General features: G+C 47.0%; 9 protein-coding genes, 14 tRNA genes and 1 rRNA gene. 21 read left to right on the top strand and 3 right to left on the bottom strand.

Annotated elements, in window-relative coordinates:
• The 17 genes from rrf to ABSY64_RS07395 all read left to right on the top strand — a co-directional run.
• Positions 1-95: ribosomal RNA gene (gene rrf / locus ABSY64_RS07625) — 5S ribosomal RNA — on the top strand; the annotation flags it as partial.
• 61 nt (positions 96-156) lie between these two features.
• Positions 157-229, top strand: a tRNA-Val gene (locus ABSY64_RS07470).
• A 43-nt stretch (positions 230-272) separates the two neighbouring features.
• Positions 273-345 (top strand) — tRNA-Thr (locus tag ABSY64_RS07465).
• Between the two features lie 9 nt (positions 346-354).
• A tRNA-Gly gene (locus ABSY64_RS07460) sits at positions 355-426 on the top strand.
• Between the two features lie 4 nt (positions 427-430).
• Positions 431-514 (top strand) — tRNA-Leu (locus ABSY64_RS07455).
• Positions 515-519: 5 nt separating this feature from the next.
• Positions 520-593: transfer RNA gene (locus ABSY64_RS07450), tRNA-Arg, on the top strand.
• 57 nt (positions 594-650) lie between these two features.
• Positions 651-724 (top strand) — tRNA-Pro (locus ABSY64_RS07445).
• Positions 725-751: 27 nt separating this feature from the next.
• Positions 752-825, top strand: a tRNA-Met gene (locus ABSY64_RS07440).
• Between the two features lie 12 nt (positions 826-837).
• Positions 838-911, top strand: a tRNA-Ile gene (locus ABSY64_RS07435).
• A gap of 16 nt (positions 912-927) precedes the next feature.
• A tRNA-Ser gene (locus ABSY64_RS07430) sits at positions 928-1,017 on the top strand.
• A gap of 25 nt (positions 1,018-1,042) precedes the next feature.
• Positions 1,043-1,116 (top strand) — tRNA-Met (locus tag ABSY64_RS07425).
• Between the two features lie 2 nt (positions 1,117-1,118).
• Positions 1,119-1,192 (top strand) — tRNA-Asp (locus ABSY64_RS07420).
• Between the two features lie 22 nt (positions 1,193-1,214).
• Positions 1,215-1,287 (top strand) — tRNA-Phe (locus ABSY64_RS07415).
• Positions 1,288-1,306: 19 nt separating this feature from the next.
• A tRNA-Gly gene (locus ABSY64_RS07410) sits at positions 1,307-1,377 on the top strand.
• Positions 1,378-1,394: 17 nt separating this feature from the next.
• Positions 1,395-1,468, top strand: a tRNA-Ile gene (locus ABSY64_RS07405).
• 95 nt (positions 1,469-1,563) lie between these two features.
• Complete coding sequence (locus ABSY64_RS07400; RefSeq protein WP_349642446.1) at positions 1,564-2,508, top strand: AEC family transporter; 945 nt, start codon at positions 1,564-1,566, stop codon at positions 2,506-2,508.
• Between the two features lie 9 nt (positions 2,509-2,517).
• A complete protein-coding gene (locus ABSY64_RS07395; protein ID WP_349642445.1) occupies positions 2,518-3,711 on the top strand; it encodes a DUF2075 domain-containing protein in 1,194 nt (397 codons plus the stop codon).
• Positions 3,712-3,742: 31 nt separating this feature from the next.
• On the opposite strand, the gene ABSY64_RS07390 is transcribed toward ABSY64_RS07395, so the two are convergent.
• Positions 3,743-4,519: a TIGR01457 family HAD-type hydrolase gene (locus ABSY64_RS07390; RefSeq protein ID WP_349642444.1), complete on the bottom strand. Its 777-nt coding sequence runs from the start codon at positions 4,517-4,519 to the stop codon at positions 3,743-3,745.
• Between the two features lie 242 nt (positions 4,520-4,761).
• Here ABSY64_RS07390 and ABSY64_RS07385 point away from each other — a divergent pair, with 242 nt between their 5' ends.
• Genes ABSY64_RS07385 through ABSY64_RS07370 form a run of 4 tightly spaced genes read left to right on the top strand, consistent with a single transcriptional unit; the run spans position 4,762 to position 9,106 of the window.
• Positions 4,762-5,133, top strand: a complete 372-nt coding sequence (locus ABSY64_RS07385) for a hypothetical protein (RefSeq protein WP_349642443.1) — start codon at positions 4,762-4,764, stop codon at positions 5,131-5,133.
• Positions 5,133-5,954, top strand: coding sequence for a DUF6681 family protein (locus ABSY64_RS07380; RefSeq protein ID WP_349642442.1), 822 nt, complete (start codon positions 5,133-5,135; stop codon positions 5,952-5,954). The genes ABSY64_RS07385 and ABSY64_RS07380 overlap by 1 nt, the downstream gene beginning before the upstream one ends.
• A 26-nt stretch (positions 5,955-5,980) precedes the next feature.
• Positions 5,981-8,161, top strand: a complete 2,181-nt coding sequence (locus tag ABSY64_RS07375; protein WP_349642441.1) for an LTA synthase family protein — start codon at positions 5,981-5,983, stop codon at positions 8,159-8,161.
• 42 nt (positions 8,162-8,203) lie between these two features.
• A complete protein-coding gene (locus ABSY64_RS07370) occupies positions 8,204-9,106 on the top strand; it encodes an RluA family pseudouridine synthase (protein ID WP_349642440.1) in 903 nt (300 codons plus the stop codon).
• A gap of 26 nt (positions 9,107-9,132) precedes the next feature.
• Here the strand turns inward: ABSY64_RS07370 and ABSY64_RS07365 are convergent, their stop codons facing one another.
• Together ABSY64_RS07365 and ABSY64_RS07360 are read right to left on the bottom strand one after the other, a co-directional pair.
• Complete coding sequence (locus tag ABSY64_RS07365) at positions 9,133-9,855, bottom strand: MIP/aquaporin family protein (RefSeq protein WP_349642439.1); 723 nt, start codon at positions 9,853-9,855, stop codon at positions 9,133-9,135.
• An 81-nt stretch (positions 9,856-9,936) separates the two neighbouring features.
• On the bottom strand, positions 9,937-12,003 hold the full coding sequence (locus tag ABSY64_RS07360; protein ID WP_434063059.1) for a copper-translocating P-type ATPase: 2,067 nt from the start codon (positions 12,001-12,003) through the stop codon (positions 9,937-9,939).
• Between the last annotated feature and the right edge of the window lie 96 nt (positions 12,004-12,099).

The raw sequence follows: 12,099 nt of genomic DNA, 5'->3' as shown, positions 1-12,099 counted from the left end.
AACCACCTGTACCCATCTCGAACACAGAAGTTAAGCTCTATAGCGCCGAAAGTAGTTGCCGGATCGCTGGCTGCGAGGATAGGACGACGCGATGCCGTACATAGTTTAAAGAAGAAGGATGACCCGACTGGCAAGTTGGGCCAAAATTCTTTATCTGGACGCTTAGCTCAGCTGGGAGAGCACCTGCCTTACAAGCAGGGGGTCACAGGTTCGATCCCTGTAGCGTCCATTTTGGCTAGAAAGTCAAAAGAAGGTCACGTCGACGATGGGATGCCGACTTAGCTCAGCTGGTAGAGCACCGCTCTTGTAAAGCGGGGGTCGAAGGTTCGAATCCTTTAGTCGGCATAGGATTATGCGGAAGTAGTTCAGTGGTAGAACATCACCTTGCCATGGTGGGGGTCGCGGGTTCGAATCCCGTCTTCCGCTTTTCGCCGGCGTGGCGGAATAGGCAGACGCACAGGACTTAAAATCCTGCGATGGAAACATCGTACCGGTTCGATCCCGGTCGCCGGCATATATGCACCTATAGCGCAATTGGATAGAGCGTCTGACTACGAATCAGGAGGTTGCAGGTTCGACTCCTGCTAGGTGCATGGCATTCGAAGAATGCAAAGAAAAGATTGGCCTAAGCCGATGGTCTAGGACAAGAACGGGACGTAGCTCAGCTTGGTAGAGCACCTGGTTTGGGACCAGGGGGTCGCAGGTTCGAATCCTGTCGTCCCGATGACTGAGAAAGATCAGTTATGAGGATCGCGGTGTAGCTCAGCTGGCTAGAGCGTTCGGTTCATACCCGAGAGGTCGAGGGTTCGATTCCCCCCGCCGCGATAGACTCGAAGCGGACCATTAGCTCAGTTGGTTAGAGCAGACGGCTCATAACCGTCCGGTCGTTGGTTCGAGTCCAACATGGTCCATGCGGCCAAAGATCATGGAGAATTACCCAAGTCTGGCTGAAGGGAACGGTCTTGAAAACCGTCAGGTCGAGAAATCGGCGCGGGGGTTCGAATCCCCCATTCTCCTTAGGGCGAAGCCCACATAATAATATCGCGGGATGGAGCAGTTCGGTAGCTCGTCGGGCCCATAACCCGAAGGTCGTAGGTTCAAATCCTACTCCCGCAATTGGTCGCATGGTCTAGCTGGTTAGGACGCCTGCCTGTCACGCAGGAGATCACGGGTTCGAACCCCGTTGTGACCGTTGTTTCCTAAAGATAGGAAATGGCTCGGTAGCTCAGTTGGTAGAGCAATGCATTGAAGCTGCATGTGTCGGCGGTTCGATTCCGTCCCGCGCCATCGAGGGGAACCTCACAATGCGAATGTAGTTCAATGGTAGAATTCCAGCCTTCCAAGCTGGCTATGCGGGTTCGATTCCCGTCATTCGCTTTTACCATTTGGTAGATGGGCCATTAGCTCAGTTGGTTAGAGCGCTGTGTTGATAACGCAGAGGTCCCAGGTTCGAGTCCTGGATGGCCCATAGGTGGGGGAGTGCAAGCTCCTCCTTTTTTGTGTCATCTTTTATGACATAATTATGTTATTATTAGAATATCATTAAAAATAGGCGAGTGAGTTATGGCTGCATTATGGTCCAGTATATCTGGTGTTCTTGAAGTTCTGATAATTATCTTAGTTGGTTTTGGATTAGCGAAACGGGGTTGGTTTGATAAGAAAACCTCGCGATTAATCGCAAAGTTAGTGACGCAGGTTGCTTTGCCAGCAGCCATGATTTCAACCATCACAAAGAATTTTACGGCGGATATTCTTCTGCGTACTCTACCGGATTTACGTTTTCCGATTTTGTCGATGGCGATTCTGTTTGGCCTTTCGATTGGCGTTGCTCGGATTCTTCGAATTAAGAAGGATGAACGTGGCTTATTTGAATCGATGTTTTTGAATTCAAACACGATTTTTATTGGTTTACCCATTAACATGGCCCTTTTCGGCGTGCCAAGTTTGCCTTATGTTTTGGTCTACTACATGGCTAATACAACCATTTTTTGGACATTAGGTGTATATTTGATTCAGCGAGATGGTGATCAAGGGAATCACTTATCTGCCGCCGACGTTGCGAAGAAGGTATTTTCACCGCCTTTGTTAGGCTTTATGCTAGGTGTGGTGCTTGTGCTCCTGCACATCAGCTTGCCAGCCTTCTTGACCAAGAGCTTGACTGATCTGGGCAACATGACGGTTCCGCTTTCCATGATTTTCATTGGAATTGCTATTTCTCGCACAAAGCTGAGTGATATTCGCTTTTCAAGGAAAATTATGGGTGTGCTTGCTGGTCGTTTTTTGGTGGCGCCTTTGCTGATGGCTGCTTTGGTTTTGCCAACCGGGATGCCAATTTTGATGAAGCAGGTCTTCATTATGCAAGCAGCAATGCCGGTAATGACCAATGCACCCGTGGTTTCACAGTTGTATGGTGCCGATGACCGTTATGCAGCGGTTGCCGTCGCAGAAACTACTTCGCTCAGCTTGATTTTCGTGCCAATCCTCATGTTCTTAGTGCAGCATATCTAGGAGGCTACTTTGGATAATTCTGCTGTTAAAAAATTTAACATTGAGCAGCTTTCCGGTCAGCAAGAAGAGCAGCTAGACTTGATTAACCATTATATTCAGTCCTCTTTGAAAAAAGATGGCCATCATATTGCGGTGATTGAAGGCGATGCCGGCACGGGGAAAAGTGTCGTCTTGACGAAGCTTTTTCAACAGTTGAAAGCAGGTGCGAAAAAAGCAGATAGTCCCTACTATGAAACAAATAGTATCTTTACGGTAAATCATCCGGAACTGTTAAAAGTTTATCAGGAGATGAGTGCGGAATTACCAAACTTGCGCAAGAAGGACTATATTCGTCCGACTTCCTTGATTAACAGCGCGCACAAGAATGATGAAAAATATGATGTGGTTTTGATCGATGAAGGGCATTTGCTGCTGTCAAAACCAGAACCCTATGTCAAATTTACGCAGCAGAACCAATTGGCCGAGATTATCAAGTTGGCCAAAGTTGTAGTCGTTGTTTTTGATTTTAAACAGGTTATGCAAACCAAGATGTACTGGGACCGAAAGTTGTTGAAGAAGGTTTTGGCACCGTACGATTATCAGGTCTTTAACTTTAATTTCCAGTACCGGATGAACGCTTCTCAGGCTGTTATGGACTGGGTGAACGAATTATCTGAAGGAAAGCTGGTGCCGGTACCGAAAGACCTTGGTCATTATGACTTGCGTATCTTTAACCGAGCGGCAGATATTTTTGCCGTGATAAAGGAAAAGAATAAAGAAGTTGGTTTGTCACGTATGGTGGCGACAACTGGTTTTGAAAAAGGTGATGATGGTCGCCATCACGTGATGTTGGATGACTTTGATCAACCTTGGGATGAACTTGATCCGCAACCGACGCCCTGGGCGGAACGGCCGGAATCAATTAATGAAGTTGGTTCGATATACACGATTCAAGGTTTCGATTTGAATTATGTTGGTGTTTTGCTGGGACCACCCTTTGAATACGATGCTGAGCATGATCGCATGACGGTTAATCCAAGCAAGGTAACGCATACTGAAATCTACAAGCGGCGTCCGGGACTGACGGATCCAAAAGAAATTGCGGAAGTGAAACGAACGGTCATGTTCAATGCGCTCAATATTCTTTTGAAACGTGGAACGCGGGGGCTTTACATTACAGCTGCTGATCCTGCTTTACGCAAGCGACTCTTAAAATTGCAATAAAAAAGCGCGCCAATTCGGTGCGCTTTTTCGTTTAGAAAGACCATTCGTCAAAGTTATTAATTTCGTAGGTGGGTTTTGCAGCAACTTTAGCAATGTCGTCGCGGCTGGAGACTCCGGTGTAAACCAAAAGGGTATCAATCTTAGCGTTGATGCCGGCCAGGATATCGGTGTTATAGTTGTCACCGACCATGACGGGATGAGCGGGATGACCGAGGCGGTCCAGTGCTCCTTCCATAATCGGAAGGGAAGGCTTGGCGATGATAATGGGTGTTTGGCCAGTTGCAGTTTGCATGGCAGCGACGAGACTACCGGCACCGGGCATCATGCCCTTTTCGCTAGGAAGGTTGGTGTCGGCGTTGGTTGCAATGAATTTCGCACCGGCTTGAATGGCAAGGGTTCCAATGGTCAGCTTGTGGTAGTCGAACTGACGGTCGAGACCCATGACGACGTAATCGGCATCCTGATTATCGACGAGCTTAAGGCCGGCATCTTCAAGGGCAATCTTAAGGCCTTCTTCACCAATTAGGTAAACCTTTTTTGCCTTACCTCCGGCTAATTTTTTGACGTAATCAGCAGTGGCTAGAGCAGAGGTGTAGACTTGATCCGGCGTGGTCGGAATATGGTGGTTTTGAGTTAGGTTTTCGGCAACGTCTTCAGGCGTTTTTGTTGAATTGTTCGTGACAAAAAGGTAAGGAATGTTCGCCGCTTGCAGCCGTTCGATAAAGCGTTTGGCAGCTGGAATTGGATTCGTACCGTGATAGATGGTCCCATCCAGGTCAATCAGGTAGGCGTCATTTTTTACAGTCATGCTTGCTCCAATCTTAATCTTTGTTTAACATTGCCCTATTATAGTACAGTCATCAACAAATGTTGATTTAAAAAACGAATTAACGGACATATCTTTTACTTTATTCTTTCCCCCCTTCCCTAAATGATTAATGTCCCTTTTTATAAAAGTCCGCCCGCAAGTGATTGCGGGTTTTCGCGTCTTAAGAGAAAAAAATGACGCATCAATTTAATTCGGGTAAAATGGACTTAAGGTTTTAGAAAATGAAAAAAAACGTATTCTTTAGTGATAAAAAACAAATTCCACCATTCTTAACGCCCATGGCGGTTTTTTCTTTAATTGTGGCGATTTCAGCGGCCAACTTGGCAACCAACGTGGCTACTGGTACGCATGAAGGTAAAAAAGTGTCCTCGAGTTCACAACCGGTGGTGACAACGAGTTCATCAATGCCGAGTCGATCAAGTATGTCGAGCCATTCTTCGACCGCTTCGTCAGAATCAAGTCAATCATCATCATCTGAAGCAAAAGATGAATCTTCTCGTTCAAGTAGCGAACGCGATGATTCCTCTTCATCAAGTTCCTTTAGTCTTAATATCGATGACTTTAAGTCGAGCAGTAAGGTAGGGGGCAACTAATGTTTTCACTTTTAGATTTGCTGAATTCTTATTTGGCTTACTTTACAACCAATACTCGGACCAAGGGCCGGATTTACACGACTGTGTGTGGCATCGGTGTTTGGTATTTGCTGTACCTGGCCATTCAGTATTTGAAGAACGAGCGTTACTTCCGTGGCTGGCTACTCGTTGCGGTTTTCTTGCTGCTATTGTATTTTACGGTTTTAAATTTCTTTTATTACTTCACTGAAAAAACAGTGCGCTGGGATTTCTCGCGTTATACGGCCAAGTATTTAGGCTCCGGGGCACCTGCTGATAATCCGAAGGAACGTGCTGTGATTGTGCCGGCCAATGGCCTGTATGACCGTAAGGACGTTGTTAAAGCTGAAATTTCAATCAATGAAATCCAGCGTGAGAATATCAATAATTTAGTGCACCAACTGCGTGCGCTGGGGATGGTGACCACCAACTATGGCAAGTTGACCGAAGCAGCACAGCGGCAAGTGATTGCTGAAAAAGGCGTTATTCATGCCAACCATCCGGGTACTCTCTTTCCATATTTTGGTATGCAGGAAGCAAAGGATGGCCAAATTGAAGTTTTGGCGGGCATTAATCAGCTACAGGCTTTGGATGTCGCAACAATCATTCGCGTCGGCTTGATGCCGGTACAGGCTGCTGAAAAAGAATACCGCTTAGCACTGGCCTCCGTTGTTTTGACTGGTGGTAAAAGCCGTGTTGAAGGCCGTAATGGTCTGATGGCGGTCACTAAGCCGCACTACGTCAAAGTCGAAGTGGCTTACCAAAAACGAGACCAATCAAAGCAGAATGATAAGCACGAGTAACCTGGTAAAAGGTTATAATAGTAATCATGAAGAATTATTTCGCAAAAATTTGGGAGCGGTCTTTACGTCCTTCGAACTGGCGGAATCAACTTAATAGCCGTACGGGCTTTTTTGCATGGGTTGTTTTCGCTGTTTGGCTAAAAACCGTTATTGCTTATATTTTTGAGTTCAACTGGGTGCATGCTAACGGGGTATTCCAGGGCTTTTTGCTGCTGCTTAATCCCCTTGGTTTTACCATTATCATTCTCAGTTTGACTCTTTTTATTCACCGTAAACAGCTCTACTATGGGGCTTTATTGGGCTTAGATGCACTCTTGACAATTTTGCTCTATGCCAATATTTTGTACTTCCGTGAATATTCGGATTACATGTCCGTGAATACGGTGCTGACCTTTGGAACGGTCAACCAGGGCACAAAGGGCGCGGGTTCGATTGCCTTTGGCTATCAAGACATTATTTTCTGGCTCGATATCATTATTTTTATCGGTTTGTTCTTGTTCAAATGGATTCGGATGGATGGCCACCGTTTGGCTCGTTTCCATGCGCTACGAATCTTTACTTTGGGCTGGGTGATTTTGGCCTTTAACCTGATGTTGTCAGATATTGACCGACCACAGTTGCTGACGAAGCAGTTTGACCGTGGCTACATGGTGAAGTACTTGGGCCTCGGGCCTTTCACCATCTATGACGGCTACAACACCTACGAAACCAGTGAGGTTCGTAAGACGGCCACGCCGGATGAGTTGAATCAGGTCAAGGATTACGTGAAGTCGCATTATGCCGATATTAACCCAACTTACTTCGGTAAGGTTAAGGGTAAAAACGTGATTGTCATCCATCTGGAGAGCTTCCAGCAGATGTCAATTGACCGCCAAATTAATGGTCAGGAAGTCACGCCTTTCTTGAATTCGGTTTACCACGACCCAAGTACGATTTCCTTTGATAACTTCTTTAACCAGGTTGGCCAGGGAAAGACTTCCGACGCGGAAAACATGTTGGAGACTTCGACCTTTGGCTTGCCACAAGGATCGCTGTTCTCAAAGTTGGGTAATGATCAGACTTTCCAGGCGATGCCGGCAATTTTGAACCAGCGCGAAGGCTACTCATCCGCGGTCTTCCACGGTAACAACGGCTCCTTCTGGAACCGTAACAACGTCTATGCCCGCATGGGCTATCAAAACTGGATTTCCTCTGAATTCTTTGATGTTACCGGTAAGAAGGCAACGTCATGGGGCTTGAAAGATAAGTTGCTTTTCAAAGATTCAATTCCATATTTGGAGCGCTTGAACCAGCCTTTCTATGCCAAATATTTGACGGTTACGAACCACACGCCCTTTACTTTGGATAAGGAAGATCAGGATCCAAACTTTATTACTAGCAATTCTGGCTCTCGTAACATCGACAACTACTGGATTACGAATCACTACTTGGACCAGTCGATTAAGGAATTTTTCGATTACCTGAAGAAAAGTGGTTTGTACGACAACACCATGGTTGTTATGTATGGCGATCACTACGGCATTACTAACACGGAAAACCGTAACCTGGCGCCATTGTTGGGTCAGGATCCAAATAACTGGAACGACTTGGACAACGCGAACTTGCAGCGTACACCTTTGATGATTCACATTCCGGGCTACAAAGATGGCCACATTGACCACACTTACGGTGGTGAAATTGATGTTGCGCCAACGATTGAGCACCTACTGGGAATTTCCACGAAGCGCTACATTCAGTTTGGCCAAGACCTCCTAAGCAAGGACCGCAACCAATTGGTTGTTTTCCGTAATAAAGATTGGATTAGCCCTGATTATGCTTCACTTTCAGGTGTTTACTGGAACGTCAAAACGGGTGAACGCATCGATGATCCAACCGGTTCATTGAAGACTAAGCTCGAAAAGATGGACAAGGCGGCGCGCGAGCAGTTGGCGATGTCGGATAACTTGAATCAGAAGAATTTGTTGCGTTTCTACACACCGGAAGGCTTCAAGGCCGTTTCGTCAAAGAAGGCCAATTACAGTAAGAAAGCTACGGTGGCCCGCTTGCGTAAGTCAAGTAATAGCAAGGGTTCAACTAGTCTTTATAGTAAGAATCACCATCAGACAACGACGGGTGAGTACACGACGGATGCGCCGGAACTCTACGATGAAAAGAGTGACACGACCCGTGTTATCCCACGTGGTTCCGATGATTTTAGTACGAATTAAGAATGAAGAAACAGCTTGGCTGTTTTTTTATTTGGAGGGAAAATGTGGCGATATCAGCTAACAATTAAAGCAAACCAAGCCGGGCGCACGGTTAAAGAGCAGCTCATGGCTTGGAATTTGCCCCAGCGCTTGCGGGGTGGCTTGCGGATTGCAAGGGGCATTCGGATTAATGGGATCTTGGCTTCAACGGCGCAGATTTTACAGGTTGGCGACAAACTGACCTTAGATTTTCCGGCTGACATCTTTCGTAATCCGGCTGGGAATGCTTATCCTGGAAACGACAGTTGCCAACTAGATATTCTCTATGAAAACGACAGTTTAGTTTTGGTCGATAAGCCGGCGGGAATGAAGATGCATCCGCATTCGCCGACTGAGCGGGATACGCTATTTAACTACTTGGCGGCACAGTTCAAACGTGATAATCATCGATCGGCTGGGCAAGCAGCGCGCCCCTACATGATTCACCGTTTGGATCGTGCAACTTCTGGACTGGTTTTAGTGGCTAAAAATCCCGTGGTGGTGCCGATTTTAAATGCCCAGTTGCGCGATAAAATTATTCGCCGTCGCTATTTGGCCTGGGTTTCCGGCAAGATGCCGGCTGATGCGGGCCTGATTGACCAAGGGATTGGCATTGATCCAGATGATGATCGTTTGCGGAAAATTAATGGCATCAAAGCCCAGTCGGCTCAAACACAGTGGACCTTGCTCGAAGAAGCCGGGGATGCTAGTCTTCTTGAACTAGAACTCGAAACTGGTCGTATGCACCAAATTCGGGTCCACCTGGCAGCCAAGGGCCATCCCATTATTGGGGATGATTGGTACGGTGGCCAACCGGCAGAACGCCTCATGCTCCATTCTTATTCGATTGATTTGCCGTTACCATTTTCAGATGACGAAGAATTTCATTACACCTGCCCGCCAAGATCGGATTTCAAGGCCAAATAAAAAAGCACTCGTGAGAGTGCTTTTTCTTATTCTTCAATTTCGACAATTACTTCTTCTGCTCGAGACATAAAGAAGTAGCGCATAACGACACCCGCTAGGGCGCCACCAATGAACTGGGCCAAAAGGTAGAGCCAGAGATGGCTGCTACCCGACAATCCTGAGAAGACAGCAGGTGAGATAACGCGGACGGGGTTAAGCGCACCACCGGTCAAGGGGAAGGTCACGAAGGTCGCCAGCAAAAGGAAAACACCGGCGATGAAGGGACTGCTTTTTGGCTTAGTTTGCAAGACCAAAAGGATGACCAAGACCAGGAAGAAGGTCATCACCAATTCAATGCCAAAGGAATAAGGGGCAAGTGAAGAGGTTGAGGCAGGCTGCATGGCAGCCAAAATCTGGTTAGTTGAAATTCCCTGACCAGAAGTCTTTTGGGCGTTGACCACGCCGTTAATCCCGATGATGGTCAAACCGATTCCGGCGATTCCACCAATGATTTGGGCTAGTAGGTAACCACCGAAAGTTTTCCAAGTGATTTCACCTTCAATAGCCGCACCAAGTGAAGTTGCGGGGTTGAAGTAACCACCATTGGCGAAGGGTCCCCAGATGAACATAACCGCCATCAAGGCCAAACCAAAGACCATCATGATGTCGAAAATTTGTGAGAAATTAAAGGCCGTTAAGTAGACCAAACCCACGCTAGTAAAGAGGACGAACATGCAGGTCCCCATGAATTCTGCGAGGTATTTACGCATAAAAAAAGCTCCTTTATCAATAATCAGTATCAGTGATGATTATACAGATTAAAAGATAAAGGAAGCTTTAAGATTTTTAAATCACTTGTGAAGTAAGAAGGCATTTGCTGCCACGATTACTGTTGAAAGTGACATCACGATGGCCCCAATCATAGGGTTCAAAGTGATACCAGCAAAGGCGAAGACACCGGCAGCCATCGGAATGGCGATGACGTTGTAGCCAGCACCCCACAAGAGGTTTTCAACTTGCTTACGAGAAGCATTGCGAGCCAAGCGAATCAAATCAGAAACGCGGCGCAAGCTCTTGGAAATCAAGACCGCATCGGCCGAAGCTTGGGCAACCTGAGTTCCAGCGCCGATGGCAACAGAAAGGTTAGCCTGTGCAAGGGCAGGGGCATCGTTGATACCGTCCCCAATCATCATGACTTGACCCTTCTTTTGGTATTCCTTAACCAAGTTGATCTTATCTTGTGGCGAAACTTGGAAGTGGACTTCGCTAATACCCAATTCCTTGGCAATGTGTTCCGCAGTGGCCTGGCTGTCACCAGTAACGATAACGGGCACAATGTTATCGGCCTTAAGGTCGGCGATGAAGGCCTTGGCACTGTCCTTCAAGCTGTCACCAAGGGCAACGGTTGCCAATACCTTGTGACCATCGGTCAAATAAGAAACGGTACCATCGCTATCCAAAGCAGTGTAAGGAATCTTGTTTTCATCGAGGTAACGCGCTGAAACAAGGGAGTAACGTGTTCCCTGAACGTTTCCGTGCAAACCGTAACCGGCGATTGTTTGCACGTTGTCAGCCTTGAGGTCAGGTGCTTTTTGGTTTTGAGCATAAGCTACGATGGCCTTAGCCAATGGGTGGGAAGATTGAGCTTCCAAAGTGGCCATGATGGCAAGGACTTGGTTTTCATCTTGGTCATCGGCAGCCTTGAATTCTTGAACGGCAAAGTTTCCGTTGGTCAAAGTTCCGGTCTTATCCATCAAAGCATAGTGTACGTGCTTGGCCATCATGACGTCCTTGTGGTTCTTAATCAAGATACCGTCCTTGGCAGCAATAGCCTTGGTACGCTGGATAACCATTGGAATGGCCAAACCAAGTGCGTGGGGGCAGGCAATCACAAGGGTCGTAACCGCAATGTTTACGGCATAAGAAACCCCGTTGATTGGAATCCAGATAATCAAAGCAGCCGTAGCGAAAATCAAAGCAACCCAGAATAGCCAAGAAGCAACCTTGGTAGCAATCGTTTCAGCAGCTGACTTTGAGCTTTGTGATTGCATCAAAGTATCTTGCAACTGACCCAAGAAGGAGTCGGAACCGACCTTGGTCAACTCAACGGTCAAAGTACCGTTTCCGTTGATGGTTCCACCGATAATCTTGTCACCGGCCTTCTTGTTAATGGGCTTACTTTCACCCGTCATCAAAGATTCGTTGACTGGACTTTCACCAGTTTTAACAATTCCATCGGCAGGGAAAGATTCACCAGCTTGTACTTGAACAACCATCTTGTTTTGCAAGTGGGCAACCGGCATATCGACGAAGTGGTCGCCTTCTTGTACGTGGGCAGTGTCAGGCAAAAGCTTACGCAATTCTGCCGTGGCATCACCGGCACGCATGGTGGCGTTCATTTCAATCAAGTGACCTAACAACATGATGACCACAAGGGTTGAGAATTCCCAGAAGTAGTCCATGATTTGGGTCTTTAAAATTGCGTTGGACAAAACTGCATAAATTGAGTACCAGTAAGTCACAATCAAGCCCATTGAAATCAAAGACATCATGGCTGGCTTCTTGGCCTTCAATTCGTCAGCAGCGCCGGTGAAGAAGGGCTTAGTTCCAACAATGTATTCGATGGTGGCAAGCACCGCAACAACCCATTCGGATCCAGGGAAAGTGAAGGTGAAGGGGAGGTCAATACCCATGAAAGGTGCGAAGATGATAATCAAAATCATCAAACCTAATGACCACCAGAAACGCTTACGCATACCGCCCATATCCATGTGCATCATGCCAGCGCCGCCCATCATCGACATGTGCATGCCGCCGTGGGACATATCCATACCAGACATATTGCCCATGTCGTGGCCCTGCATTGAACCCATGTCATGACCGTGCATGTCGCCCATATCATGGCCGTCCATCTTCATGCCATCCATGTGGTCCATCTTTGAATGATCCATTTTGCTGTGATCCATATGCATGTCGCCATGATCCATTTGATCATGATTCATCTTGTGATGATC

It is taken from the genome of Eupransor demetentiae (assembly GCF_963930865.1).
Lineage (GTDB): Bacteria > Bacillota > Bacilli > Lactobacillales > Lactobacillaceae > Eupransor > Eupransor demetentiae.
The sequence above is the reverse complement of the archived record's forward strand: the minus strand, read 5'-3'. Positions and strand labels throughout refer to the sequence as shown.

What these genes read in the sequence shown, in the direction of transcription:
- ABSY64_RS07360 (WP_434063059.1), bottom strand. Translation starts at nt 12,003, where the DNA reads ATGAAGATGGACGGCCATGATATGGGCGACATGCACGGTCATGACATG.
- ABSY64_RS07385 (WP_349642443.1), top strand. Translation starts at nt 4,762, where the DNA reads ATGAAAAAAAACGTATTCTTTAGTGATAAAAAACAAATTCCACCATTC.
- ABSY64_RS07380 (WP_349642442.1), top strand. Translation starts at nt 5,133, where the DNA reads ATGTTTTCACTTTTAGATTTGCTGAATTCTTATTTGGCTTACTTTACA.
- ABSY64_RS07390 (WP_349642444.1), bottom strand. Translation starts at nt 4,519, where the DNA reads ATGACTGTAAAAAATGACGCCTACCTGATTGACCTGGATGGGACCATC.
- ABSY64_RS07365 (WP_349642439.1), bottom strand. Translation starts at nt 9,855, where the DNA reads ATGCGTAAATACCTCGCAGAATTCATGGGGACCTGCATGTTCGTCCTC.
- ABSY64_RS07370 (WP_349642440.1), top strand. Translation starts at nt 8,204, where the DNA reads ATGTGGCGATATCAGCTAACAATTAAAGCAAACCAAGCCGGGCGCACG.
- ABSY64_RS07400 (WP_349642446.1), top strand. Translation starts at nt 1,564, where the DNA reads ATGGCTGCATTATGGTCCAGTATATCTGGTGTTCTTGAAGTTCTGATA.
- ABSY64_RS07375 (WP_349642441.1), top strand. Translation starts at nt 5,981, where the DNA reads ATGAAGAATTATTTCGCAAAAATTTGGGAGCGGTCTTTACGTCCTTCG.